The following is a 26,182-nucleotide window of genomic DNA, read 5'->3' on the forward strand; positions in this document are numbered from 1 at the left end:
TGATTACATCTATTCTTATACTGAACGAAATTAACTTCCCTAGAAACATACTGGGCAGAAAGCTTGTATGTTCTTTTATATTCAGACACTTTGCCTAATTTTACAAATTTGGTTCTATTCATTTTTGTATGTGTATTCGACTAGGGTTTTTATTCAATAATATTAAATATTTAGAGATAGCAATAGGAGGAAATATAGATAATGGCAGTATTTAAAGTATTTTATCAACATAATAAAGACGAAGTGGTAGTTCGTGAGAACACACAAACAATTTACGTAGAAGCACAAACTGAAGAACAAGTAAGACGTTATTTAAAAGATCGTAATTACAACATTGAATTTATTACTAAATTAGAGGGCACACATTTAGAATATGAAAAACAATCAGATCACTTCAATGTGGAGCAAGCTGAATAATGAAGCAAATCAATAAAAATGAAGTAGCTGTATATGCACTTGGTGGCTTAGGTGAAGTAGGTAAAAACACTTATGCCGTCGAGTACCAGGATGAAATAGTTATAATTGATGCGGGTATTAAATTTCCTGATGACAATTTATTAGGTATCGATTATGTCATTCCTGATTATACGTACTTAGAACAAAACCAAGATAAAATCGTTGGTTTATTTATTACACATGGACATGAAGACCATATAGGTGGTGTGCCCTACCTGTTAAAACAAATTAATGTACCTATTTACGGTGGTCCATTAGCTTTAGGATTAATTAGAAATAAATTAGAAGAACATCACTTATTAAGAACTACAGAATTAATCGAAATAGATGAACAAAGTGTGATTAAATCAAAACATTTTGAAATTTCATTTTATTTAACAACACACAGTATTCCTGAAGCTTATGGTGTTATTGTTAATACACCGGAAGGTAATATTGTTCATACTGGTGACTTTAAATTTGATTTCACACCTGTTGGTGAACCGGCTAATATTGGGAAAATGGCTAAATTAGGTGACGAAGGCGTATTATGTCTGCTTTCTGATTCTACAAACGCCCTCGTCCCTGATTTCACATTAAGTGAACGAGAAGTCGGCCAAAATGTCGATAAGATTTTCAGAAATTGTACGGGCCGTATTATATTCGCGACTTTTGCATCTAATATATACCGTGTTCAACAAGCCGTTGAAGCCGCGATTAAATATGGTCGTAAGATCGTTACTTTTGGTCGTTCAATGGAAAATAACATTAAAATTGGCATGGAGCTTGGATATATTAAAGCACCACCAGAAACTTTCGTAGAACCAAATAAAATTAATAGTATTCCTAAACATGAACTATTAATTTTATGTACTGGTTCTCAAGGTGAACCCATGGCCGCTTTATCACGAATAGCTAATGGTACACATAAACAAATAAAAATCATTCCTGAAGATACAGTTGTATTTAGCTCATCACCTATCCCAGGTAATACGAAGAGTATTAATCGTACAATCAATTCGTTATATCGTGCTGGTGCAGATGTTATTCATAATAAAGTATCTAACATTCACACTTCTGGTCACGGATCTCAAGGTGATCAACAATTAATGTTACGTTTAATTAGACCTAAATACTTCTTACCTATCCATGGTGAGTACCGTATGCTTAAAGCACATGGTCAATCAGGTATTGAATGTGGTGTCGATCCAGATAATGTCTTTATTTTCGATATTGGCGATGTTTTAGCTCTTACACATGATTCTGCTCGCAAAGTCGGTCGCATTCCATCAGGTAACGTATTAGTTGATGGTAGCGGTATAGGCGACATCGGTAATGTCGTTATACGTGATCGTAAGTTATTATCAGAAGAAGGTTTAGTCATCGTAGTCGTTAGCATTGATTTCAAAACAAACAAACTACTATCTGGTCCAGACATTATTTCACGCGGCTTTGTTTATATGCGTGAGTCAGGTCAATTAATTTACGATGCACAACGTAGAATCAAAACGGATGTAATTTCTAAATTAAATCAAAATAGTTCGATACAGTGGCATCAAATAAAATCTTCAATCATTGAAACATTACAACCATATTTATACGAAAAAACTGCAAGAAAGCCAATGATTTTACCTGTAATTATGAAGGTTAACGAAGATGAAGATAGCAAAGCTAACTCTAGCAAACCACAAAAAGAACGTAAACCTTCAAATGCGAAAAAAGCACCTAAAGAAAATAAAGAAAAATCTCAGAAACAACAAAATAATACACAATCAAAATAGCATTTGAATTTTGCTACAAAATATATAAGGAGTATAGTTATCTACAATAGATAGCTATACTCCTTTTTATAGGTAATAAAAAAAGAGTGCTGAACTAATATTCAACACTCTTAAAAGCGTATAAGATTATCTTACAACTTTCATTTCAAAACGATTCAAGTCATTATCATGACCAATCATTATTAAAATATCGCCTATTTCTATATTTTCATTTGGATCAGGAGAAACTAGTATATTTCTACCACGTTTAACCGCTATTATACTAATACCAAATTGAGCTCTAATATCCAACTCAATAATCGTTTTACCTGCCATCTTTTCACTTGCTTTAATTTCTACAATTGAATGCTCATCTGCTAATTCTAGGTAATCTAATACACTCGCACTCGCTACATTATGAGCAATACGACGACCCATATCACGCTCTGGATGCACAACTGTATCGGCACCAATTTTATTTAAAATTTTCGCATGGTAATCATTTTGAGCTTTAGCTGTTACTTTTTTAACACCTAATTCTTTTAAAATAAGTGTCGTCAATGTACTAGATTGAATATTTTCACCAATTGCAACGATAACATGATCAAAGTTTCTAATACCTAAACTTTTCATTACGGCTTCATCTGTTGTATCAGCAACTACTGCGTGAGTAGCAATTTCACTATACTCGTTCACACGCGCTTCATTACTATCAATTGCCATAACGTCCATATCTAATGCATTTAATTCTCTAACAATACTACCGCCAAAACGGCCTAATCCTATTACCACATATTCTTTATCCATATGCGTCCTCCATTAAAAAATAAAGGCGTGAAAAGAGTCACTCACATTGTTTAACAATTTGTTAACCCTTCTCACCCTTTTGTTAATATTGAGACTTTTTGCCTTCTACATATTCTTTGTCGAAAACAAATAACTTCAATAATAATATTAACGATGGAACTAATAAAAGTAAACCACAAATAAATGCGATTGTTAATGCCATCGCCATACTATCATTTACCACTGCATGTTCGAATTGCACTTGCGGATAGAATATATATGGTAGTTTACTTGCACCATATCCGAAAAAGGCAAAAGCCATTTGTAGGATGACCATTATAAATGCCCAACCATGCGCTTTTTTAATTAGTGTTAATAACATGGCTATTATAAAGCAAATTAGACTAAGTAAGAATAACCACCAATAGTTAAGCACTGCTGATAAAAAATGACCTTCATTTTGAATTCTTAATGATAAAAAGACAAATAGTGATATTGCAATCATCGGTGGTCCCCAGAAAAGGAACCAATATCTTAATAATTTATATGCTCTCGTATCTTTTGCTCTATCAGCATAAAATGTTAAAAATCCTGAAGAGATATAAAGTACAGTGATGACTGCTAAAAATACTACTGACCATGAAAATGGACTTAGTAATAATTCAGTCCAATTCAAGTCAAAGTTTGAACCATGCTTAGTAATATAACCACCTTCAGAAATTGTCATTGCAGTGGCTAACGATGCAGGAATAAATAATCCTGTTAAACCATATAATACTAACCAAGGTAATTTAGAATCTTGGCCATAGTTTTCAAATGCGTAGAATGCACCTCTTATCGATAACAATACTAATGCAATGGAAGCTGGTACTAATAATACTGTTCCAAAGTATAATGCTGAGTCTGGGAAGAACCCTACCATTCCTACGAAAAAGAACACGAAGAACACGTTAGTTACTTCCCATACTGGGTTCAAATATCTAGATATTATATGATTTAACTTTTTATCTTGATTAGTAATCTTAGCGTGTAATGCAAAGAAACCTGCGCCAAAGTCGATTGATGCAATAATAATATAGCAAAACAAAAATAACCACAAGACGATTATTCCAATATAAGAAAATATCATTACTGCTCACCTCTCTCATTTGAAACTGCTGCGATATCTTTATAAGCAGGTTTATTTTTAAACATTCTTATTAGCACATATGCTGATGTTACCATTAGTACAATGTAAAGTAATCCAAACATAATAGTAACGAATGTTAAACCACCTGCTTGTGTAGCAGCTTCTTTAACTTTTAAATAACCTCTAACTATCCAAGGTTGACGACCCATTTCTGTTAAGAACCAACCAAATTCGATAGCTAACATCGCTGCAGGACCAGTGAGTAAGATACCATATAGCATTGGTTTAGCATGCATGAAGCGTCGTAATTTTTTAAAGATTAGCGTCGCTACATATGCCGCAGAAATGATGAAACAAAATACACCAAGTGATACCATCAAGTCAAAGAAATAATGCACGATGAGTGGTGGTAAGTCAGCTTTAGGAAAATCATTTAATCCTTTTACTTTAGTATTAATATTATCGTCTGCTAAAAAGCTTAGTAACCCAGGTATTTTTATTGCACCTGTTACTTGTTGTGTATGTTCATTAAGTGTACCGAAGAAGACCAAATCAGCTTTTGAACCCGTATCAAAATGCCATTCATATGCTGCTAATTTTTCTGGTTGTACTTTGTGTAAAAATTTAGCTGATAAGTCTCCAGCAAGCATTGAACCTAAAGTAAATACTAAGCCTAATATCATCGTTATTTTTAGTGCCTTTTTATGATATTCTGCATCTTTACTAACTTTATTTTTCAACAATTTAAATGCTGCTACGGCAGCTAATATAAATGCCATCGTCATAAGTGCAGTAGCAACTACGTGAAATGATCTCACTAAAAATGATGCATTAAACATTGCTGCCCATGGTTCAACGTTTACCATTCTGCCGTCTTTAACTTGGAATCCTGCAGGCGTGTTCATAAACGAGTTTACTGAAGTAATGAACAATGCAGAGAATGAACCACCAATAATAACTGGAATACTTAAAATTACGTGTGTCCATTTACCTTTAAATCTGTTCCAAGTATATAAATAAATACTTAAAAAGATAGCCTCAAAGAAGAATGCAAATGTTTCCATAAATAGTGGTAATGCTATAACATGGCCACCCATTTGCATAAATGTCGGCCAAAGTAATGACAACTGTAATCCGATAATTGTTCCTGTCACAACGCCGACTGCGACAGTAATCGTATAACCTTTGGACCAACGTTTTGCTAATGCAGTATAACTAGGATCATTCTTTTTAATACCTAAAAATTCTGCAATAGCAAACATTAATGGCATTCCAACACCAATAGTCGCAAAAATTATATGAACGGCTAGCGTCATTCCTGTGAGGAAACGCGCTATTTCTACTGAATCCATAAAATCACCTTTTTTCTGAATTTGTGACAAAAATCACAATATGTTTTTATTATAACTCGCTATTTTCATGGATGGAATTGTTATGGTTCAATTGAATATTGACAAATTAATGACGTGTCACAGACAGTTCACAAACTTGATTTCTTATGTTGTATCTCTTATATTATGGAATAGTATTTCAATTTGAAAGGAATTTGTTTTAAATGTCTAATATTATCATCTATTCACAAAATGATTGCCCGCCTTGTACGTTTATTAAAAATTATTTAACTGAAAAAAATGTTGATTATACAGAAAAGAATATTTCACAAAACTCAACATATCGTAATGAAATGATGGACTATGATGCATTTGCTACGCCATTTATTCTTTTAAATAATGAGCCTATGTACCAAATTGATATGGACAAAATCAACGCTGAATTAAATATTAAATAAAAAGAAGTTTATTAAGTGTTAACACTTAATAAACTTCTTTTTATTTGCTATTTAGTATATTGTTTAACTAATGTTTGAACTTCTTCTGAAGTTGCCGCATTAATTGCACGGTTAGTTAGTTCTTGCATTTCAGACTGACTTAATTCTTTGATTTGACGACGTGCTTTCAAGATTGAAGTAGCACTCATAGAGAATTCATCTAAACCTAAACCTAATAATAATGGTATAGCAATTTCATCTCCCGCCATTTCACCACACATACCAGTCCATTTACCTTCATTATGTGAAGCTTCGATTACTTGTTTAACTAAACGAAGTATCGCTGGATTATAAGGTTGGTATAAGTATGACACACGTTCAGACATGCGGTCTGCTGCCATAGTGTATTGGATTAAGTCATTCGTACCAATACTGAAGAAGTCAACTTCTTTAGCAAAGACATCTGCTAAAGCAGCCGTAGATGGAATTTCTACCATGATACCTAATTCGATATCATCAGAAACTTCAATACCTTCTTGTTTTAAGTTTGCTCTTTCTTCTTCTAATAATGCTTTAGCATCACGGAATTCTTGAATAGTTGCAACCATTGGGAACATAATATTCAATTTACCGTACGCTGAAGCACGTAATAGAGCACGCAATTGTGGTCTGAAGATATCTGGTTGATCTAGACATAAACGAATTGCTCTATAACCTAAGAACGGATTCATTTCATCTGGTAAATTTAAGTATGGAAGTTCTTTATCGCCACCAACGTCTAGCGTACGTACGACAACTCTTTTACCTTCCATAGACTCAATTACTTCTTTATATGCCTCAAACTGTTCATCTTCAGTTGGCAACTGATCTCTACCCATGTATAAGAATTCAGTACGATATAAGCCAATACCTTCAGCGCCATTTTCTAATACACCTTTAATATCATTTGGTGTACCTATGTTAGCAGCTAATTCTACATGACCACCGTCTAATGTAACTGACTCTTCATCACGTAATTTTTGTAAATCTTTTTTATCTTCAAAGAAACGTTCGCGTTTGTTTTGATATGCAATAACTTCATCGTCAGTAGGATTAACAATTACTTCCCCAGTTAATCCGTCAACGACAATCATATCACCTTGTTGAACTTCATCAGTAATAGATTTAGTTCCAACAACTGCAGCAATCTCTAAAGAACGACTCATAATAGCAGAGTGAGAAGTTCTGCCACCGATGTTAGTAACAAAACCTTGGACAAATTCTTTATTTAATTGCGCAGTATCTGAAGGTGTTAAGTCATTACCAATTATAACAACGCTTTCATCAATCATACTAGGGTTTGGTAATTCAACGCCTAATAGGTTTGCTAAAATACGTTTTCTCACATCTCTAATATCTGCAGCACGTTCTTTCATATATTCGTTGTCCATGCCTTCAAAGATAGAGATAAATTGGTCTGTAACTTCAGTTAATGCTGTAGGTGCATTAACTTGGTCATTTTTAATTTTGTCTTCGATTGGTTGAATTAACTCTGGATCATCTAAAACTAATAAGTGCGCGTCAAAAATAGCTGCTTTATCAGCACCTAAATTTTGCTCTGCATTATTTCTAATTTTAGTTAATTCAATTTTTGATGTATTGATAGCATTTTGAAATTTCTCTACTTCAGCAGATGCATTAGCAACTTTCTCATTGTCGAATGATAAGTCTGGCTCAACTAGTAAATAAGCCTTAGCTATTGCCACACCATCAGAAGCAGCAATCCCCTTAATATAATTAGTCATAATTATTCAGTAAGTCCTTCTTTAGATAATACTTCTGTAATTGCATCAATTGCTTCTGCTTCATCGCTACCATCTACATAAATTGTGATTTCAGCATCTTTACCTACACCTAAACTCATAACACCCATGATAGATTTTAAGTTTACTTTTTTGCTGTTATATTCTAATTGAATATCAGAATCAAATTTTGAAGCTGTTTGTACAAGCATCGTTGCTGGACGTGCGTGAATACCTGTTTCATCAATAATTACGTAAGATTTTTGTTCCATATGTGTAAATCTCCTTCATATAGTTAGTATCGTTAGTTTATTATAAAACTTAACATAGTTTTATACGTTTACATTACCAAAAAAGTTATATAAATTCAATTCGTTAATCCCTAGACACGATAATAATCGGAGATTATTTTCAAGTATCATGAAAGCGTTACAATTTAAATATTTTTTTATACTATTGAGCGAATTACTTTTTCACATTTTTCTACGTGGTCTTGCCCTATTTTTTTCATAAAATAATAACTAATTGATGCAGAGATAGCTTGGCCTACGATAGGGAACCATTTTGTTTGTTTAGCAGCGGTACGTTTAGCCACATCTCTAATTACTACTTTCAATAAAGCACTTGAAACTTTTCGACCTACAAATTGACTACCTTGAATTGCAGCAGCTGTATAAATACGTTCTTTTACATCATCGCCTAAATTATTAACTTGTTTATGATCAACACCATAAATTTTATTAATATCTTCAATAATGTCTCTCATTAACTTCAAGTCCACACCAAAGTCTAAACCTGGTATTGGCACAATACTCACACTAGAAGATAAAATAGCTTTTTTTCTAATTAGTGCTTCCGCACGTTCTCTACGATTAGCAATTTCATCATTAGTAGTTGGTAAATTATTTTTAGCATCTATTTCTTCGATATTTAATACTTTATTACCAAATTTATTAGTTAATTTATTTGTAACTTTATTTTTAATTCCCATTTTTAATCTACTCCTTCATTTGTGCACTCAATAATTTAAATACCCTGTTTTCAATAAATTATTTAATTTGCAAGAAGATAGCTTTTAAATATTTGGAAGGTTTGTAATGTGGATGCGTTTTGAAATCTTTAGGTAATCCCATAACTTCTATTAATTCATAATCAACATCGACGTTCTCCAATGTATCTTTTATTACTTTTTTAAATGCTTTTAATGAGAATGTGCTATTGTTTGTACATAATAATAAATTACCATCTGGACCTAAAATATCTAATGCTCCTAAAATTAACTTGTCATAATCTTTAGTAACAGAAAATGTTTTCTTTTTATTTCTAGCAAAACTTGGTGGATCGATTACAATCGTATCGTAAAAGTGATCGTGACGACGTGCATAGTTAAAGAAGTCAAACGTATCCATAACATAAATATATTGAGATTTAGGGTCGATGCCATTCAAGCCAAAATTGTCTTCTGTAAGGCTACGCGAACGATTAGCTAAATCAACGCTTGTAGTACTATTTGCTTCATTAGCAGCTACTACTGAAAATGCACCCGTATAACTAAATAAATTTAAAATATCGCGTTCCTTTGAGAATTTGTCTCTTAACTTTTTACGCACTTCTTTTTGGTCTAAAAAGATACCTGTCATTAAACCATCATCTAAATTCACATTATAAAATGTATTGTTTTCTTCAATAACAATTGGAAATTCAGGCGCTTCACCTGTTACAAAACCACCCGTTAATGAATCATCTTTAAAACGCATTTTTTCATATATAGAGGTATACTCAAATACCGCTTCAATTGCTTTTAATACCAAATATCTAAACTTATATATTCCTTTTGAATACCATTGGATTAAAAGATGACCATCATAATTATCAATTGTTAAACCACCAACGCCATCTCCTTCACTGTTAAATAATCTAAATGCAGAAGTGCCATCTAAATTATAAAAATAAGTTCTTTCTTCATGTGCAATTTGGAATAAGCGCTCGAAGAAACTCGCATTTATGTCTTCATCTTTATCATAGCTTAGTACCCAACCTATACCTTTATGTTGTCTACCAACATAACAAGTCGCAATATACTCTTCTTTGTTTGTTACTAAGTAAAACAAATCCCCTTCTTTTAAATGGTCGTGAGCATAAATATCCTCTTCTTCGATTAATGGATATTGGTTGTTATATTTAGTTTCTTTTCCTCTATTTAAAGTGGCTGTTTTCATAATGTGCCGACCTTTCTTTATTTATAATTTATAGCGCTTTTTATTTTAACATGTTGATTACACTGTAGCACATCACAAATATAAATGTTTAGTCTCGTAATACTTATTAAAATGGCTATTTTGTCTCCCGTTTTTACTTTTAAACACAAAAATACAGCTTAATGGCCTCAATTACATAACCATTAAGCTGCATTAGTATAATTATTTTAATGTCTTAGTTTTATTACAAACGCTACAATAACCGCAATTAACATGATGAATAAGATTGGAGTAATGAATATAGATAACAACAATCCGTGAATCATAATATTGACAAATTCTGTTAGTAATTTAAAGAACAGAATACTGATCATAAATAACTGTAAATAATAAAATTTATCGCGTAAGAAATTCGTAAGTGTAGTTAAAATGTAAATAATAATTGCAAACATGAGCAATAGTAACGTTACCCATTCGATAACATATTGTGTTTGAGAAATTTCCCATTCGCCAGACACAAATAAACTATTTCTGTTATTAAATTCAATTAGTGTAAAGAATAATAAAACTGCACCACATAATAATTCAACATATGCAGTTTTCAACCATTTTGGTTTCTTCATCCAATTTGGTACGTCATCTTCTTGAATGTCTATAATTTCTTTCCATTTGTTTATAACTTTATCTTTCTTATCGCGCATTTTTTGTAAATCAACACTTCTACGTGTTTTACGAGTAAATTCAGTTGTTCTATCTTGAAAGTTTTTCCAATGTTCTTTTGTTTGGTTTGTCATAGAATCTTTACTCATACGAGAAAGTTCTGGTTCTTCTTCACCTAATTCTTGTTTAGTAAGCGGAAGTGATCTTCTTAAAAACAAGAAATTCCATATAGACATTTGACCTAATACCCACATGATTAAAAAGAAAGTATTAATACTCAAAATATCTATTGATAAGATTTCATCGCTGTCTATACGACTATATAGAACGATTTGCGTCAATAGATAAACAATGCCATAACTAAAAATTATCCATAGATAGTGATACTTGCGGTGATTAGGATTCAATTCGTCTTTATAAACGATATATCCTATATGAATAGCGAATGGCACTATAAATAGTACTGCAAAGAAGCTATAAATTTGAGTCATTAAAATTATTGTTATTAGGAAATATAAAATACCTACTACTAAGAAGAATATTGAAATATCATAATCATATTTAGTCGTGCGATATAATGTAAAACCTAAGTAAATAACTAAAGCACCAAATAGAATAATTATAATTGCACTAACAATTGGGAAACTACCTATATAATTACTCGTTACCCTAATAATTTCACCGAAAAATGCATTGATAAAGTCCCAAACATTATGAATATGTAAATCTATCTTATCTTTGCCATTAAGTTTATTAATTAATGATAAATTAAGTAATATAATGACACTTATTAAAATAGACACTATACCAATTACATAGCTATATAATATTTCGGCGTGTTTTTTCAAAAACGACATACCATTCACCTCAAAGTTATTATATACGAACTTAAGAATCTTGTCTTTAATTAAACCGATAAATAAGTCTATAGTATGATATAAAATACACACATTAGACTTTCCACAGTTTGCTTTATTTTAAACAAACTTCAATTACTTAAGAATACCTTATTTATACGATTTCTTGCAACAATATTATAATTAATTTGTTTTAAATTTTGTGGAGGAGGTAAACACATCTGTATAACAACTTTATATAGTAAAAACCCTAAATTGAGGAGTGGTTACCTATGAGTAAAGAAGAAATGCACAAAGACTTAGCTGAACAAGCAAAAAACGCTGAAAATGAATTAAAAGACAAAAACGAAAACAGTACTGATAATCACGAAGAAACGATGAAAAATATTCAAGACTTATACGAATAAGGATGTAATGAGATAAATTTTCATTTACAACCTTGACAAACGACATTAAAAGGCATACATTAAGGTTAAATTAAAACTTAATATACGCACTAGGGGTGTTTTGTAACTGAGATGAGGATTACCTCAAACCCTTTGAACCTGATCTAGATGAGACTAGCGTAGGAAAGTGTACAATTATAATTATTAATTTATTAATGTTTTTGTATAATTATGCCTATAATTACGCACAACTTCTAGTGAGGTTGTGCGTTTTTTTATGGAGGAATGTTATATGTCAAAAGGTTTAAAACTATCAGAAATACTCGTTACGATACTTATTGCTATCGTCTTTTCAATTATTTATAATATTTGGAATTTCGTTTATAAAGCATTTCAAGTATCTGGTCTTCATATAGAAGAAATTACTTATGGTGCTTGGTTTATGGCTGCAGTAGTAGCTTATCTTATTATTCCAAAAGCCGGTATTGCTTTATTAGCTGAATTTGCAGCTGGTGCTGGTGAAACTATTATTATGGGTCGTTTCGATATTGCTACAATGATTTACGCATTTGTACAAGGGTTAGCATGTGAAATTATATTTGCTATTTTTAGATATAAATCTCGCAAAGCTATCGTTGCCATTTTAGCTGGTTTATTAACTGCAATTTCAACATTACCATTAGACTTTGCTTATGGTTACCTAGCATCACTTACAAGCTGGAACTTAATACTATATATTGTTTTTCGTTTATTAGGCGGCATATTAGTTGCCGGACTACTCTCTTATTATATAGTTAAGGCGCTCGATCAAACAGGTGTTACTAGATTATTTAGACCCTCATCAAAAGAAGATTACGATAATTTATAAGGAGCGTTGCACGTGTTAGTAGCAAAAAATTTACGCCTAAAATACCCAAACGCCAACAAAAAGATTTTTGATGGGTTAGATATAACGATAAAGGATCAAGAAAAAGTCCTATTATTAGGTCCATCAGGTTCAGGGAAAAGTACACTATTGAATGTACTTAGCGGTATAGTACCTGACTTGATAGAACTGCCCCTAAAATATGATCAACTAGATAGAGATTTAAATAGTGGTGTTATTTTTCAAGACCCTGACACCCAATTTTGTATGCCAAAAGTCTATGAAGAATTAGCTTTTATTTTAGAAAACAGACAAGTTCCTACAGATCAAATGGATGAAGAGATATTAAAAGCATTGCAATCTGTTGGTTTGTCTGTTGATAAAGATCAGTATGTAAATCAATTAAGTGGAGGCATGAAACAAAAATTAGCAATTGCAGAAACGTTATTACAAAATGCCAATACCTTATTTCTAGATGAACCTACTGCTATGTTAGACGTTGAAGCGACCGAAGCACTTTGGTCTAAAATTAAATCATTATGGACTAATCAAACAGTGCTTATTGTCGAACATAAAGTAGCTCATATATGGGAACACATAGATAGAGTAATTTTATTCGATTATGATGGAAATATTATTGCAGATGAACAACCACACACCATATTAACTAACTATGAACATCTACTAACTGAATATGGTGTGTGGCACCCTAAAGCTTGGGATTATGCACCTAAACCTATCACACAGCCTACTTTAGAAAAGTCAGACTATCAACTTCGTATAGAACAATGCACGATAAAAAGAGACAAAAGAGCGTTGATTAAAGTCAATGAATTAACGATAAATCAAGGTGAGTGGATTACAATCACCGGAGCTAATGGTAGTGGAAAAACTTCCCTACTAGAATCTTTAATGCAACTTATTCAATATGAAGGGAAAATGTATTTTAACAATAAACTTATCCGCAAGATAAAAGATGTTGCACACCATGCCTTTTTAGTTTATCAAAATCCAGAATTACAATTTATTACTAATTCTGTTTACAATGAAATATATGTTCAATATTCAAACTATAGCGATACTGAAGCGCAACAAAAAACAGAAGCTATGTTACAAGAACTAAATTTAACCGAAGTCAAACATCAACACCCCTTTGAACTTTCTGTAGGACAAAAAAGACGTTTAAGTGTTGCTACTGCATTAAGTTCAGAAGCTGAAATTATCTTATTAGATGAACCTACTTTTGGTTTAGATAGTCATAATACGTTTAATCTTATCAAATTATTTCAACAGCGTATTAGCAAAGGTCAAACTATAATTATGGTTACGCATGATCCCGAAATTATAAAACGCTATTCTACACGCAGAATACACGTAGAAAATAAACAACTCGTAGAAATGTTAGGTGAAGTACATGTTTGATTTATGGAAAACAAAATACACCTTCTTAGATGACGTTAATATTATTACGAAATTGGCATTATCGGTTTTATTATTTTTCTTAGTAATATTAATTCACCAATTCGATTTAATGATTTATTTAGCTTTATTAATGGTTCTATTTTTATTGTTTTTTAATGGTATTAAATTAAGAGTCACATTAATATTTATTCTCTTTACTATGATATTTAGTATAGTGTCAGCATTATTTATGATCTTTTATGGTAATGGTACGCATATGCTATTTAAACTAGGCTTTATACAAATTTCAATAGAAAGTTTAATAAGAGGTTTACATCTTTCATTAAGAACAATGACCGTGTCATTCTTTGGTTTATTGGTTGTATTCTCCTCGCAAATCGTCATGATTTTTTATAGCTTAATGCAACATTTAAAAGTTAAGCCCAAGTTTGCCTATGCTTTTATGGCAGCTGTAAGAATGGTACCACTTATGTTAAGTTCATTTGTTCAATTACGAAGAACGTTAAAAATGCGTTATCAAATGATACCTTCGAAAAATCACAAAGGATTAAACCGTTTTAAACATTTGTTAATTCCTATGCTAAGTCAAAATATTAGAAAAGCACATCAACTATCAGTAGCAATGGAGAAAAAAGGTTTTAAAGATGGACCACGAACGTATTACTATTATGTCCCTTTTTCATATAAAGATATTATTTTAATCGTCGTTATGATTGTGTTAGTAGCTTTAGCATTTATATTAGCTCATTTCATGCCTATTACTAGCATTAATGACGTACGAGTTAATAATATTTATTAAACATTCATTTAAAAAGCAAAAACGTCAATTTCTATCTTAACTAGGTAGAAATTGACGTTTATTTTTATCTTATTGCCTTATTACTTATATCATTTCTATAGAATAAGGCGTTGCTTTCTATATTTGCTATACGTTGATATGCTTGTTGTTTAGCGCTAGCAATATTTTCACCTTGTCCTACAGCTAATATAACTCTCCCACCACTTGTTACATAATTATCATTTTGTAACGTCAGACCACTTACAAAATAATTGCCATCTAAAGTGAATCCAGCGACAGTTTTGCCTTTTTCGTATGTGCCTGGGTAGCCTTTTGAAGCAAGCATAACGCCAACAAAAGCATCTTCTTTCCATTTAAATTGGATAGGTTGTTTTTGATCTAGTTCAATAATGTGTTGCATTAAGTCGCTATCCATTCGACTTAATAATACTTGCGCTTCAGGATCTCCAAAGCGTGCATTAAATTCAATGACTTTTGGACCATCTTTTGTAATAATCGCACCTATATATAGTACACCGAAAAATGAATAACCTTCCTCATGCATCGCTTTCGCAATCGGTTGCGCTATCGTTTCATTTGTTTGGCTTAAAATATCTTCACCGATATGTGGAACTGGGCAGTAAGCACCCATTCCACCTGTGTTAGGACCTTTATCGTCATCAAATGCTCGTTTATGATCTTGTGCAATGCAATCAAAAGGTACTGCATAATCACCGTTTACAAAGGTCATTAGTGAAAATTCTTCACCTTCTAAAAACGTTTCGAAAACGACAAGTTCATCTCCATTTTCATAAAATGCTTGTACTGCTTTAAGTGCTTCGTCATAATTTTGTGCAATGATAACACCTTTACCAGCAGCTAATCCATCTTTTTTTAACACAACTGGATAGTCACATTCCTCTATGTACGACAACGCTGTAGCTTTGTTATTAATTTCTTGGTAATCAGCAGTTGGAATATTGTGACGTTCCATGATTTGCTTTGCAAATGACTTTGATCCTTCGATTTGAGCAGCAACTTTATTGGGGCCAAATACTTTGATACCTTCTGCTTGTAGTTTATCTGTTAATCCTTCAGTCAATGGTTGCTCAGGTCCAATAATAGCCCAATCAATATTATTTGCCACCGCAAATTCAACGATTGTTGCATGATCATTTTCAGCTATCTCTTTATGAACTTCTGCACTATTTACCATAGCGTCATTGCCAGGAATGGCATATAAATGGCTAACTAGACTAGATTGATTGAGTTTAAAAGCAAGTACATGTTCTCTACCACCCGAACCTATTACAAGAACTTTCATTTTTTCAACCTACCTTCCATTTAATGTTTAAAGTGACGTACGCCTGTTGTTACCATTGTAATGCCATATTTATTTGCCATATCAATTGATTCTTGGTCTTTAATTGAACCACCTGGTTGAATGATTGCTTTAATACCAGATTGCGCTGCTAGTTCTACTGTATCCCCCATTGGGAAGAAGCCATCTGACACAAGTGCAACATTTTCGTTCATTTCTATCGCTCTTTCGATGGCAATTTTTGCAGAACCTACACGATTCATTTGTCCAGCACCAATACCGACAGTTTGTTTATCATTTGTTAAAATTACTGCATTACTTTTGACTGAGCCAACAACTTTCCATCCAAGTAACATAGCTTCCCACTGCGCTTCTGTAGGCGCAATTTCTGTTACAACTGACATATCTTCACGTTGTACTTTTTTATTATCTTTATCTTGAACAAGATAACCACCTGAAACTGATACAAGTTCTTGCTCATCACTATCGATATGCATACCAATTTCTAATAATCTAATATTTTTCTTTTGTCTTAAAATAGTTAAAGCTTCTTCACTATATTCAGGTGCAATGACTACTTCTAAGAAGATTTCATGCAATTTATTTGCAAGTGTGGCATCAACTTTTCTATTTAAAGCAACTATACCACCAAAAATAGATTGACTATCTGCTTCAAATGCATGTTGATAGGCACTTTCAATATCTTCACCTATACCAACACCACAAGGGTTCATATGTTTTACCGCTACTGCTGCAGGTTGCTCAAATTGTTTAACTAATGCTAATGCTGCATCTGCGTCTTTAATGTTATTATAACTAAGTTGTTTGCCGTGTAATTGCTCTGCGCCACCTAATGTATGCTTATCAGTTGATGTACGTACAAAGTATGCTTCTTGTTGTGGATTTTCTCCATAGCGTAAACTTTCTTTATTATTGTTAAAGAAATCAACGATTGCCGCATCGTAACTATTTGTATGTTCAAATACTTTAATCATTAGTGATTTTTTATAGTCATAATCTAATGTATTATTTTTCACTCTTGCGATTACTTCATCGTAATCTGAAGGATGAACTATAGTAGTCACGTGTTTAAAGTTTTTCGCAGCCGCTCTTAACATCGTTGGCCCACCGATATCTATATTTTCAATTGCATCATCTTCAGTAACGTCAGGATTAGCAACTGTTTCTTTAAATGGATATAAGTTAACGACTACCATATCGACTAAAGCTATATGTTGTTCTTCTAATTGAGCTAAATGTTCTTCTTTGTCTCTATCTGCTAAAATACCGCCATGCACTGCTGGATGTAATGTTTTTACACGTCCATCTAAAATTTCATCGAACTGTGTTAATTCAGAAATTGAATGAACTTCCACCCCTGCTTCTTTTATCGCACGCATCGTACCACCAGTAGAATAAAGTTCATAATCTTGTTCAGTTAAAGCTTTGGCAAAATCTACAATACCAGTTTTATCGGAAACACTTAAAATTGCTTTTTTCATTTTTTGCACCTCTTATTGAATAATTTCAGCGATTACTTCAGGATATAGTTTATGTTCTAATTGCTTAATTCGTGTTTCTAAACTTTCTTTATTATCATCGGGATAAATAGGGCAAGTACGTTGCGCAATTATTTCGCCTGTATCCATGCCACTATCTACATAGTGAACCGTTGTACCTGTTATATCGTCATCACTATTTAAAGCTTGGCCAACTGCATCTTTACCTTTATATTTAGGTAACAACGATGGATGAATATTAAGAATCCTTCTGTCATATGCATTAAGAATTTCCGTACCGATTAATTTCATATAACCGGCTAAGACAATCCATTCAACCTTTTCAGAAGTTAACCATTCTAAAATTTTACGTTCATAATCTTCTTTAGAATCGAAGTTTTTCAATTCGTTAATATGCACGTCTAATTTAAATTGTCTTGCTCGTTCAATACAACTTGCTGTTAATTGGTCAGTGTATAATGCTGTAACTTCTATATTAGGTAACAAACCTTGTTCAATCTGTGTCATAATATTTTCGAAGTTGCTCCCAGAACCAGAAGCGAAAATAGCTATTTTTGTCAATTTAATACCCCCGTTATTTGTATAGGCTCATCGCCTTCCACAATCTCACCTATAACATAAGCGTCTATATCGTACTGTTGAGCAATTTTTATAATTGCGTCGCTATTTTCTTTATCAACTACTAATGTATAACCGATACCCATATTAAATACGTTGTACATTTCATCTGCAGGTACATCACCGTGCTGTTGTAACCACTTAAATATTTTTGGCACTTCATAAGCTGTGGCATCAATTTGAGCAGTTACGCCTTCAGGTAAGGCTCTAGGTATATTTTCATAAAAGCCGCCACCTGTAATATGAGTCATTGCATATACTTTAAATTGATTTAAAATATCAAGGACGGGTTTTACATATAAACGTGTAGGTTCTAAAAATGTTTGTAAATAAGTACGATCCTCATCAAAGTTATCATTTAAATTAACGCCTGAATTAGCGATAATTTTTCTAACAAGACTATAACCATTTGAGTGGATACCACTTGAACTTAATCCTACAAGTACATGACCTGCTTCTACTTGTGAACCATCAATATATGCGTCTTTTTCAACTGCACCAACAGCAAAGCCTGCTAAATCGTAGTCGCCTTCGTGGTACATATCTCCCATTTCAGCAGTTTCGCCACCAATTAAAGCGGTATTCGTCTGTTCACAACCATCGCTAACACCTTTAACGATTTGTTCAATAACTTCAGGAACCACTTTATTTGCCGCAATATAATCTAAAAAGTATAACGGCTCTGCACCTGTAGTTAAAATATCATTCACGCACATTGCTACAACGTCGATACCTATTGTGTCATGTTTGTTATTATCAATTGCTAACTTTAACTTCGTGCCCACACCATCTGTTCCTGAAACAAGTAACGGTGCTGTCATATTTAACTGCGATAAATCAAATGTTGCGCCAAAACCACCTAATCCACCAAATACTTCCTTACGCATCGTGCGTTCTACATGGCTAGAGATTCTTTCAACTGCTTCATATCCTGCATTTATGTTAACGCCTGCATTTTCATAAGCTTTAGACATATTGATTTCCCTTTCTATCAAAATATTGTTTATTGCTAGTTAAAAACGCTTGTTGACGTTCACTTAAATTAGCATTAAAGCGTGCTTCATAGTCGTATAAACCAGCTGGATAATCTCCAGTAAAACTTTCAACACATAAACCACTGTATGGTTCTTCTTCATCGATACCGATTGACTCTATCAAACCATCCACTGATAAATAAGATAATGATTCGGCACCAATATATGTTTTTATTTCATCTGGAGATTTGTGAGCTGAGATCAATTCTGCCGTCGTTGATACGTCAATACCGTAAAAACTTGGGAACATAAATTCTGGAGATGCAATCCTAACATGTACTTCATTTGCACCCGCATCTTTTAATAACCTTACTATTCGTTTACATGTCGTCCCACGTACAATTGAGTCATCTACTAAGACAATATTTTTACCATGCACAATATCTTTAACTGCTGATAACTTGACTCTAACGCCTTGTTCTCTTAGCGCTTGCGTAGGTTGAATAAACGTTCGGGCTACATATTGGTTTTTTACTAATCCCATTTCATAAGGTAAATTTAATTCTTCCGCATAACCTGTTGCTGCTGATAATGAAGAGTTTGGTACACCAATGACCATATCTGCATTTTCTGCTGGGCTTTCTTGCGCAAGTCTTTTACCTGTAATTTTTCTTACAGCATGTACATTTTTACCTGCAATAGTTGAATCCGGTCTAGCAAAATATATATATTCCATCGCTGAAATAGCAGTGGTCGTTGCGTTAGTATATGATTCAACACGTACACCTTCGTCATTAATAACGACATATTCACCTGCATGTATGTCTCTTACAAATTCGCCACCGAGTACGTCAATTGCACACGTTTCGCTTGCCAAGACATATTCTCCTGTTTGTAATTGCCCTATTACTAAAGGACGAATGGCATTCGGATCAACGGCACCATAGAGTGCATCTTTTGTTAGCAAAGCAAACGTAAATCCACCTTTAATTGTGCGTAAACTTTCTTTAAGTGCTTCTTCAAAAGTTGCCGCTCTACTTTTACGTATTAAATGCATGATAACTTCTGTATCTGATGAAGAATGGAAAATAGAACCTTGTTCCTCCAATTCTTGACGTAAACTTTGGGCATTTATCAAGTTACCGTTATGACATACGGCAACGCTCATGTCGTAAAAGTGATATAAAAATGGTTGTATATTTTCGATTCCCTTATTACCAGAAGTTGCATAGCGCACGTGACCAATTGCATGTTCAAAAAATTTTAGTGACTCCAAATTTTGTTCAGAAATCGCTTCTGTTAGTAAACCTAAACCTCTTTCGCCAACTAGTTCTTCATTATTTGAAGCTACAATACCTGCACCTTCTTGACCACGATGTTGTAAACTTTGCAACCCCATATAAGTAAGGTGTGCCGCTTCATTATGATTCCAAATACCAAATAACCCACACTCTTCGTTTAGTCCTTTGTAGTCATACATTGAGCAATTGCTCCTTCCCACACTTCTTTTAGATTTGATACTTTATCTTCCAATACACTATCTCCATTAGAAACAACAAAATTATTATTATCGGTGAATGAACCTATTGCTATCGCTCCCTCTATATTTACAGGTTGATCGTCTTTAACTGCGACAACATAACGTCCTTGAGTTTCACTAAATAATTGTGCATTTGTAAGAGATAATGAAACATCCATACCTAAATCGTAAAACGCACTCATACGTGCTAATGTGATTGCTAAACCACCTTTACCGACAGTTTGTACATGCGATGCTCTACCATCTCGCACTAACTTTTTAACCGCTTCACCTTTTTGCACTTCTTGTGATAAATCTATTTCTTCAGATTCATGGTTAACATCTTTATATAATAATTTTTCTATTTGGCTACCACCAAAGTCATCTTTAGTTTCACCAACAATGTAGAGTTTGTGACCTGCTTTAGGTTGGAAGTCAGCCAAATAATCAATATCTTCAATTAAACCAACCATACCTACTACTGGTGTTGGGAAAATAGAAGTACCTTTGGTTTCATTGTAAAGTGACACGTTTCCTGAAACGACAGGAGTATTTAATATTTCACATGCTTCTGACATACCTTTTGTTGATTCTATTAATTGTTGATAAATTTCTTTCTTCTCTGGAGAACCATAGTTTAGACAATCTGTCATAGCCAACGGTGTCGCACCAACAGCAATTAAATTTCTATACGCTTCAGCAACAACCATTTTGCCACCTTGATAAGGTTGGTTATAAACGTATCTTGCTTCACCATCAATCGTTGATGCAATTGCTTTATTCGTTCCTTCTACTCTTACAACAGATGATTGTAATCCTGATTTCACTACTGTATTTGCACCAACCTGTTGATCATATTGTTCATATAAATATTTCTTTGAAGCTATCGTTGGATGTTTCAATAAATCATTAAATACTTGTTCTACATCGATATTGTCATAGTCATTTTTTTCTTGATTGTAAACTTGTTCTTCTCCTTCTAATACATAAACTGGCGCTTCATCAGAAAGAGGTTGAACTGGAATATCAGCAAACACTTCACCTTCGTATGTTAAAACAAAGCGATCTGTATCTGTTACTTCTCCAATTACCGCACTATCTAATTCGTGATAGTCAAAAAGGTCTAAGAATTTCTGTTCTGTTCCTTTTTCAACAACTAACAACATACGCTCTTGCGTTTCTGAAAGCATCATTTCATATGGTGAAATGCCTTGTTCACGTGTAGGAACTTGTTCTAATTTTAAATGTAAACCACTGCCGCCTTTAGCTGCCATTTCAGATGATGAGGACGTTAATCCTGCAGCACCCATATCTTGAATACCAACTAGCTCATCATATTTAATAGCTTCTAAAGTTGCTTCCATTAATTTTTTTCCGACGAATGGGTCACCAATTTGAACAGATGGTCGTTTACTTTCACTATCTTCACTCAACTCTTCAGATGCAAAAGTTGCGCCGTGAATGCCATCTCTGCCTGTTTTTAATCCTACATAAATCACTGAATTGCCAACGCCTTTGGCAGTCCCTTTTTGCACCATATCGTGATCAATAATACCTACACACATTGCGTTAACTAATGGATTCCCATCATATCTATCGTCAAATTCAATTTCACCAGCAGTCGTCGGAATACCTATACAGTTACCGTAACCACCAATACCTGCAACGACACCTCTTAATAAGCGTCGATTTTGTTTTGCTGATAACTCTCCAAATCTTAAACTATTTAGCAAATTAATTGGTCTTGCTCCAATGGACACGATATCTCTAATGATGCCACCTACACCAGTCGCAGCACCTTGATAAGGTTCTACTGCAGATGGATGGTTATGTGATTCAACTTTAAAAACAACTGCTTGATCATCGCCGATATCTACAACGCCTGCGCCCTCGCCTGGCCCCATTAATACGTGCTCACCTGTAGTTGGAAATTGTTTCAAAAATGGTTTTGAATGTTTATATGAACAATGTTCACTCCACATTACCGAAAAAATACCTAATTCAGTAAAGTTTGGTTCTCTGCCTAAAATGTCGCAAACTTTAGCGTATTCTTGATCGCTAAGTCCTACATCTTTATACAATTGTTCTGTTTTAATTTCAGTTGCACTTGGTTCGATAAATTTAGACATTTTGTTCCCTCCAACTATTCACCATTGCTTCAAACAATTTAACTCCACTGTCTGTACCTAATATTCGTTCTAAAGCTCTTTCAGGATGTGGCATCATACCACAAACGTTACCTTGTTTATTTACTATCCCAGCTATATCTCTATAAGACCCGTTAGGATTATCACTGTAAGTTAGAATAATTTGATTATTTTCTTGCAACTCATCATACATTGCTTGTGTACAGTAATAATGACCTTCGCCATGAGCAACAGGATAAACGACTTCTTCGTTTTGTTCGAATAAATTTGTAAAACGTGTATTATTATTAACAACATTTAGCCTTTCGTTTCTACTAACGAATAAATGTGCATCATTATGTAATAACGCGCCAGGTAAAAGACCGATTTCAGTTAAAATTTGGAAGCCATTGCATACACCTAAAACAGGTTTGCCTTCTTCAGCTAATCGTTTAACCTCTGTAATAATCGGAGCTACACTAGCCATTGCACCAGATCTTAAGTAGTCTCCAAATGAAAACCCGCCAGGAATTAAGACACCATCAAACCCATTTAAAGAAGTTTCACGATAGTCTACATATTCTACATCGACACCTGATTTAACGGCCGCATTGTACATATCACGATCACAGTTAGATCCTGGAAATTTCAATACTGCAAATTTCATTAGGCTTTCTCTCCTTCTTCAACCACTTTGTAGCTATATTCTTCGATCACTGTATTGGCAAATAGTTTTTCACTTAAAGTAACAACTACATTATGTACTGCTTCATCAGTTGCTTCATCTACTGTCATATATAATAATTTACCTACTCTTATATCATTAACTTGAGGGTAGCCTAAGTCATGTACAGCACGATTAAGCGCCTGTCCTTGAGTGTCTAATACTTGTGGTTGTAATGTAATATGCAATTCAATAGTTTTCATTATGATAATGCCTCCAATTTATTTAAAAATGTTTGATATGTTTCAATGATTGAGCCTCTGTCTTCTCGATACACATCTTTATCAAAATTTGTATCACTATATTTGTCCCAAATGCGACAAGTATCTGGAGAAATTTCATCTGCTAAAATAATTTCACCCTCACTTGTAATGCCAAATTCTATTTTGAAGTCAACTAGACGCAGTTCCATCTTGTCCATTAATTGAATTAATTTATTATTAATGTTCAAAGCTTCAGTTTTTAGTTGCTTTATTTGAGTAGCGTTTGCAATATTTAATAATTTTACGTGGTCATCTGTGATTAAAGGATCATTTAAGTCATCATTTTTATAGAAAAACTCGACCAGTGGTTGTTCAAAAATATGCCCTTTTTCAAATCCTAAACGTTTAGTAATCGAACCTGCAGCAATATTTCTAACTACTACTTCTAAAGGTATAATCTCTACTGATGTAACAAGTTGTTCAGTTTCTGAAATTTGTTCAATAAAATGGCTATTGAGGTTTTGAGATTTAAGAAAATTGAAAATATTCGAAGTAATTTGATTATTTAAGCGCCCCTTACCTTCAATTACATCTTTTTTAGCTCCATTACCTGCTGTAACTTCATCTTTGTATTCTACTCTTAAAATACCTTCTTCTGCTGTGGAGTAAATTCTCTTAGCTTTTCCTTCATATAACAACGACATTAGTGGTTTCTCCCTTCAAACTGTTTAATTAACATTGCTTCAGTTTCTTCTATATTATTAGTCAACACTGTCAAATGCCCCATTTTTCTATTAGGCTTTCTATCCGCTTTGCCATAAATATGCACATGCCATTCGGGCGTTGCACTAAATTTAGACTCAAGTAAATCCAAATCTTTTCCTAATAAATTCATCATAATAGTAGGTTTTAAAAGTGTGATATCTCTTGGTAAAACTTGACCAGTTATAGCTAATATATGGGTATCAAATTGTGAGAAATCACATGCTTCAATTGAATAATGCCCTGAGTTATGAGGACGTGGTGCTATTTCATTTACATACAAATTGTTTTGTTGATCTACAAAAAATTCTACTGTAAATGTACCTATAAAATGTATTTCACTTATTATTTTATTAACTTCATTTCTTGCTTCTTGTTCCTTATCAGAACGTGCGGGTACGACAGTTTTAAATAAAATTTGGTCTCTGTGTTCGTTTTCTTGTAATGGGAAGAAAGTAACACTTTGATTGCTACCAATCGTAACTGTTAAAGATAATTCTTGTTTCAATTGTAAATATTGTTCCGCAACACATTCATGTTGCGATATAAGTTGACGCGCTTCATCTAAGAAAGTCTTATCTTTTACTAATATTTGTCCCTTGCCATCGTAACCACCAAATCTTGTTTTAAGAATAAATGGATAACCGAGCGCTTCGACTGCATGTTCAAGTTCATCAGTAGAAGAAACACGTAAAAAAGGAACGATTTGTGTATTTGCTTGTTGCAATGTTTGTTTTTCAGTCAAACGGTCTTGCAACAACTCAATCGCTTCGTATCCTTGTGGGATATTATATTTAGTAACAAGCTCTTTTAATTGAGGTGCAGAAATATTTTCGAATTCATATGTAATTACGTCTGAACGACGACCTAATTCATTTAATGCATCAATATCATTATAATTTGCATTGATGAAGTCATGCGCTACATATTGACACGGACACGCTTTATCTGGATCTAGAACGATTACTTTGTAACCCATTTTTTGTGCTGATTGTGCCATCATTTTACCTAATTGGCCGCCTCCGATAATTCCTATCGTCGAACCAAAATGTAAGTTAGTCAATTTCACGCTGCATTTCCCCCACTTTCTCTTCTAGAGATTGTTTATATTGTGTTAACTGCTGTTCTACGTGTTTATCTTTAATACTAAGCATTCTGGCTGCAAGGATACCAGCATTTTTAGCACCTGCTTTGCCGATCGCTGTCGTTGCTACTGGTATACCTCCCGGCATTTGCACAATCGATAGTAATGAATCTAAACCTTTTAAACTTTTAGATTCTATAGGAACACCAATAACCGGTAAAGTCGTCATTGAAGCAACCATTCCCGGTAGATGTGCTGCTCCACCAGCGCCTGCAATAATAACGTCATACTCATTTTGACGTGCATTATTGGCAAAGTCGTACATTAAGTCAGGCGTACGATGTGCTGAAACAACCTTTTTATCGTACGGTATTTCAAAAGTATCGAGCATTTTGCAGCTTTCTTGCATAATATCCCAATCAGATGAACTACCCATAATTACTGCCACTTTCAATCTGAACACCCTTTCAAAAATTTGAAATGTTAGTACTTGAAGATGTATATTA

At 33.4% G+C, this 26,182-nt stretch carries 26 protein-coding genes and 1 riboswitch; of the genes, 7 read left to right on the forward strand and 19 right to left on the reverse strand.

All coding sequences use genetic code 11. The features are described from left to right. The first annotated feature begins 201 nt into the window (after window positions 1-201). Window positions 202-417, forward strand: a complete 216-nt coding sequence (locus C7J89_RS10285; RefSeq protein ID WP_061854973.1) for a DNA-dependent RNA polymerase subunit epsilon — start codon at window positions 202-204, stop codon at window positions 415-417. Further along, window positions 417-2,216, forward strand: coding sequence for a ribonuclease J1 (gene rnjA, locus C7J89_RS10290; RefSeq protein ID WP_061854974.1), 1,800 nt, complete (start codon window positions 417-419; stop codon window positions 2,214-2,216). The genes C7J89_RS10285 and rnjA overlap by 1 nt, the downstream gene beginning before the upstream one ends. Before the next feature lie 126 nt (window positions 2,217-2,342). On the opposite strand, the gene C7J89_RS10295 is transcribed toward rnjA, so the two are convergent. From C7J89_RS10295 to C7J89_RS10305, 3 genes are all read right to left on the reverse strand, one after another. Further along, window positions 2,343-3,002 carry a potassium channel family protein gene (locus tag C7J89_RS10295; RefSeq protein ID WP_048794209.1) on the reverse strand — a complete coding sequence of 220 codons (660 nt, stop codon included), beginning with the start codon at window positions 3,000-3,002 and terminating at the stop codon, window positions 2,343-2,345. A gap of 82 nt (window positions 3,003-3,084) precedes the next feature. Continuing rightward, a complete protein-coding gene (locus C7J89_RS10300) occupies window positions 3,085-4,110 on the reverse strand; it encodes a cytochrome d ubiquinol oxidase subunit II (RefSeq protein ID WP_103295900.1) in 1,026 nt (341 codons plus the stop codon). Then, the gene (locus tag C7J89_RS10305; protein WP_103295901.1) at window positions 4,110-5,462 is read right to left on the reverse strand and encodes a cytochrome ubiquinol oxidase subunit I; all 1,353 of its coding nucleotides are present in this window, start codon (window positions 5,460-5,462) and stop codon (window positions 4,110-4,112) included. Before C7J89_RS10305 ends, C7J89_RS10300 begins: the two co-directional genes overlap by 1 nt. Before the next feature lie 203 nt (window positions 5,463-5,665). Here C7J89_RS10305 and C7J89_RS10310 point away from each other — a divergent pair, with 203 nt between their 5' ends. Then, window positions 5,666-5,899: a glutaredoxin family protein gene (locus tag C7J89_RS10310; protein ID WP_103295902.1), complete on the forward strand. Its 234-nt coding sequence runs from the start codon at window positions 5,666-5,668 to the stop codon at window positions 5,897-5,899. Window positions 5,900-5,946: 47 nt separating this feature from the next. On the opposite strand, the gene ptsP is transcribed toward C7J89_RS10310, so the two are convergent. The 5 genes from ptsP to auxA form a co-directional block, all read right to left on the reverse strand. Then, entirely contained in the window at window positions 5,947-7,662 is a 1,716-nt protein-coding gene (ptsP, locus tag C7J89_RS10315; protein ID WP_103295903.1) for a phosphoenolpyruvate--protein phosphotransferase, read from the reverse strand. A 2-nt stretch (window positions 7,663-7,664) separates the two neighbouring features. Continuing rightward, window positions 7,665-7,931: a phosphocarrier protein HPr gene (locus C7J89_RS10320; protein ID WP_048794214.1), complete on the reverse strand. Its 267-nt coding sequence runs from the start codon at window positions 7,929-7,931 to the stop codon at window positions 7,665-7,667. Window positions 7,932-8,107: 176 nt separating this feature from the next. After that, window positions 8,108-8,650: a hypothetical protein gene (locus tag C7J89_RS10325; protein WP_061854979.1), complete on the reverse strand. Its 543-nt coding sequence runs from the start codon at window positions 8,648-8,650 to the stop codon at window positions 8,108-8,110. 58 nt (window positions 8,651-8,708) lie between these two features. Further along, window positions 8,709-9,878, reverse strand: a complete 1,170-nt coding sequence (locus C7J89_RS10330; RefSeq protein WP_061854980.1) for a class I SAM-dependent rRNA methyltransferase — start codon at window positions 9,876-9,878, stop codon at window positions 8,709-8,711. A gap of 206 nt (window positions 9,879-10,084) precedes the next feature. Continuing rightward, a complete protein-coding gene (auxA, locus tag C7J89_RS10335; RefSeq protein WP_061854981.1) occupies window positions 10,085-11,374 on the reverse strand; it encodes a lipoteichoic acid stability factor AuxA in 1,290 nt (429 codons plus the stop codon). A gap of 272 nt (window positions 11,375-11,646) precedes the next feature. Between auxA and graF the strand changes: the two genes are divergently transcribed. The 4 genes from graF to C7J89_RS10350 all read left to right on the forward strand — a co-directional run bounded on the left by graF (window position 11,647) and on the right by C7J89_RS10350 (window position 14,846). Beyond that, window positions 11,647-11,781 (forward strand): glycopeptide resistance-associated protein GraF, encoded by a 135-nt coding sequence (graF, locus tag C7J89_RS13355; RefSeq protein ID WP_195708312.1) that lies wholly within the window; start codon window positions 11,647-11,649, stop codon window positions 11,779-11,781. 81 nt (window positions 11,782-11,862) lie between these two features. Further along, window positions 11,863-11,963, forward strand: a riboswitch (TPP riboswitch). 89 nt (window positions 11,964-12,052) lie between these two features. Beyond that, entirely contained in the window at window positions 12,053-12,628 is a 576-nt protein-coding gene (locus tag C7J89_RS10340) for an ECF transporter S component (protein ID WP_061854982.1), read from the forward strand. Window positions 12,629-12,640: 12 nt separating this feature from the next. Continuing rightward, complete coding sequence (locus C7J89_RS10345) at window positions 12,641-14,047, forward strand: ABC transporter ATP-binding protein (protein WP_103295904.1); 1,407 nt, start codon at window positions 12,641-12,643, stop codon at window positions 14,045-14,047. Beyond that, window positions 14,040-14,846, forward strand: coding sequence for an energy-coupling factor transporter transmembrane component T family protein (locus C7J89_RS10350; RefSeq protein ID WP_103295905.1), 807 nt, complete (start codon window positions 14,040-14,042; stop codon window positions 14,844-14,846). The genes C7J89_RS10345 and C7J89_RS10350 overlap by 8 nt, the downstream gene beginning before the upstream one ends. A 64-nt stretch (window positions 14,847-14,910) precedes the next feature. Here C7J89_RS10350 and purD read toward each other — a convergent pair whose 3' ends face one another. Genes purD through purE form a run of 11 tightly spaced genes read right to left on the reverse strand, consistent with a single transcriptional unit; the run spans window position 14,911 to window position 26,130 of the window. Continuing rightward, window positions 14,911-16,149 (reverse strand): phosphoribosylamine--glycine ligase, encoded by a 1,239-nt coding sequence (gene purD, locus C7J89_RS10355; protein WP_103295906.1) that lies wholly within the window; start codon window positions 16,147-16,149, stop codon window positions 14,911-14,913. 20 nt (window positions 16,150-16,169) lie between these two features. Next, window positions 16,170-17,648 (reverse strand): bifunctional phosphoribosylaminoimidazolecarboxamide formyltransferase/IMP cyclohydrolase, encoded by a 1,479-nt coding sequence (gene purH, locus C7J89_RS10360; RefSeq protein ID WP_103295907.1) that lies wholly within the window; start codon window positions 17,646-17,648, stop codon window positions 16,170-16,172. Window positions 17,649-17,660: 12 nt separating this feature from the next. Continuing rightward, the gene (gene purN, locus C7J89_RS10365; protein WP_103295908.1) at window positions 17,661-18,227 is read right to left on the reverse strand and encodes a phosphoribosylglycinamide formyltransferase; all 567 of its coding nucleotides are present in this window, start codon (window positions 18,225-18,227) and stop codon (window positions 17,661-17,663) included. Beyond that, complete coding sequence (gene purM, locus C7J89_RS10370) at window positions 18,224-19,258, reverse strand: phosphoribosylformylglycinamidine cyclo-ligase (RefSeq protein WP_103295909.1); 1,035 nt, start codon at window positions 19,256-19,258, stop codon at window positions 18,224-18,226. The genes purN and purM overlap by 4 nt, the downstream gene beginning before the upstream one ends. Next, window positions 19,251-20,738, reverse strand: coding sequence for an amidophosphoribosyltransferase (gene purF, locus C7J89_RS10375; RefSeq protein WP_103295910.1), 1,488 nt, complete (start codon window positions 20,736-20,738; stop codon window positions 19,251-19,253). Before purF ends, purM begins: the two co-directional genes overlap by 8 nt. Next, window positions 20,717-22,906 (reverse strand): phosphoribosylformylglycinamidine synthase subunit PurL, encoded by a 2,190-nt coding sequence (purL, locus tag C7J89_RS10380; protein ID WP_061854990.1) that lies wholly within the window; start codon window positions 22,904-22,906, stop codon window positions 20,717-20,719. The genes purF and purL overlap by 22 nt, the downstream gene beginning before the upstream one ends. After that, entirely contained in the window at window positions 22,899-23,570 is a 672-nt protein-coding gene (gene purQ, locus C7J89_RS10385; protein WP_103295911.1) for a phosphoribosylformylglycinamidine synthase subunit PurQ, read from the reverse strand. The genes purL and purQ overlap by 8 nt, the downstream gene beginning before the upstream one ends. After that, window positions 23,570-23,830, reverse strand: a complete 261-nt coding sequence (gene purS / locus C7J89_RS10390; protein ID WP_061854992.1) for a phosphoribosylformylglycinamidine synthase subunit PurS — start codon at window positions 23,828-23,830, stop codon at window positions 23,570-23,572. The genes purQ and purS overlap by 1 nt, the downstream gene beginning before the upstream one ends. After that, the gene (gene purC / locus C7J89_RS10395; protein ID WP_103295912.1) at window positions 23,830-24,534 is read right to left on the reverse strand and encodes a phosphoribosylaminoimidazolesuccinocarboxamide synthase; all 705 of its coding nucleotides are present in this window, start codon (window positions 24,532-24,534) and stop codon (window positions 23,830-23,832) included. The genes purS and purC overlap by 1 nt, the downstream gene beginning before the upstream one ends. Further along, window positions 24,534-25,661, reverse strand: a complete 1,128-nt coding sequence (gene purK, locus C7J89_RS10400; RefSeq protein ID WP_103295913.1) for a 5-(carboxyamino)imidazole ribonucleotide synthase — start codon at window positions 25,659-25,661, stop codon at window positions 24,534-24,536. Before purK ends, purC begins: the two co-directional genes overlap by 1 nt. Next, window positions 25,648-26,130 (reverse strand): 5-(carboxyamino)imidazole ribonucleotide mutase, encoded by a 483-nt coding sequence (gene purE, locus C7J89_RS10405; protein WP_061854995.1) that lies wholly within the window; start codon window positions 26,128-26,130, stop codon window positions 25,648-25,650. Before purE ends, purK begins: the two co-directional genes overlap by 14 nt. Between the last annotated feature and the right edge of the window lie 52 nt (window positions 26,131-26,182).

Origin of the sequence: Staphylococcus kloosii (assembly GCF_003019255.1) — a bacterium.
GTDB classification, from domain to species: domain Bacteria; phylum Bacillota; class Bacilli; order Staphylococcales; family Staphylococcaceae; genus Staphylococcus; species Staphylococcus kloosii.

Coding starts and splice junctions, on each gene's coding strand:
- purH (WP_103295907.1), bottom strand. CDS start 17,648: ATGAAAAAAGCAATTTTAAGTGTTTCCGATAAAACTGGTATTGTAGAT.
- graF (WP_195708312.1), top strand. CDS start 11,647: ATGAGTAAAGAAGAAATGCACAAAGACTTAGCTGAACAAGCAAAAAAC.
- C7J89_RS10350 (WP_103295905.1), top strand. CDS start 14,040: ATGTTTGATTTATGGAAAACAAAATACACCTTCTTAGATGACGTTAAT.
- ptsP (WP_103295903.1), bottom strand. CDS start 7,662: ATGACTAATTATATTAAGGGGATTGCTGCTTCTGATGGTGTGGCAATA.
- purD (WP_103295906.1), bottom strand. CDS start 16,149: ATGAAAGTTCTTGTAATAGGTTCGGGTGGTAGAGAACATGTACTTGCT.
- C7J89_RS10295 (WP_048794209.1), bottom strand. CDS start 3,002: ATGGATAAAGAATATGTGGTAATAGGATTAGGCCGTTTTGGCGGTAGT.
- C7J89_RS10300 (WP_103295900.1), bottom strand. CDS start 4,110: ATGATATTTTCTTATATTGGAATAATCGTCTTGTGGTTATTTTTGTTT.
- purC (WP_103295912.1), bottom strand. CDS start 24,534: ATGTCGTTGTTATATGAAGGAAAAGCTAAGAGAATTTACTCCACAGCA.
- purQ (WP_103295911.1), bottom strand. CDS start 23,570: ATGAAATTTGCAGTATTGAAATTTCCAGGATCTAACTGTGATCGTGAT.
- purS (WP_061854992.1), bottom strand. CDS start 23,830: ATGAAAACTATTGAATTGCATATTACATTACAACCACAAGTATTAGAC.
- C7J89_RS10320 (WP_048794214.1), bottom strand. CDS start 7,931: ATGGAACAAAAATCTTACGTAATTATTGATGAAACAGGTATTCACGCA.
- purL (WP_061854990.1), bottom strand. CDS start 22,906: ATGTCTAAATTTATCGAACCAAGTGCAACTGAAATTAAAACAGAACAA.
- rnjA (WP_061854974.1), top strand. CDS start 417: ATGAAGCAAATCAATAAAAATGAAGTAGCTGTATATGCACTTGGTGGC.
- C7J89_RS10340 (WP_061854982.1), top strand. CDS start 12,053: ATGTCAAAAGGTTTAAAACTATCAGAAATACTCGTTACGATACTTATT.
- purM (WP_103295909.1), bottom strand. CDS start 19,258: ATGTCTAAAGCTTATGAAAATGCAGGCGTTAACATAAATGCAGGATAT.
- C7J89_RS10305 (WP_103295901.1), bottom strand. CDS start 5,462: ATGGATTCAGTAGAAATAGCGCGTTTCCTCACAGGAATGACGCTAGCC.
- purF (WP_103295910.1), bottom strand. CDS start 20,738: ATGTATGACTACAAAGGACTAAACGAAGAGTGTGGGTTATTTGGTATT.
- C7J89_RS10330 (WP_061854980.1), bottom strand. CDS start 9,878: ATGAAAACAGCCACTTTAAATAGAGGAAAAGAAACTAAATATAACAAC.
- C7J89_RS10310 (WP_103295902.1), top strand. CDS start 5,666: ATGTCTAATATTATCATCTATTCACAAAATGATTGCCCGCCTTGTACG.
- C7J89_RS10325 (WP_061854979.1), bottom strand. CDS start 8,650: ATGGGAATTAAAAATAAAGTTACAAATAAATTAACTAATAAATTTGGT.
- C7J89_RS10285 (WP_061854973.1), top strand. CDS start 202: ATGGCAGTATTTAAAGTATTTTATCAACATAATAAAGACGAAGTGGTA.
- auxA (WP_061854981.1), bottom strand. CDS start 11,374: ATGTCGTTTTTGAAAAAACACGCCGAAATATTATATAGCTATGTAATT.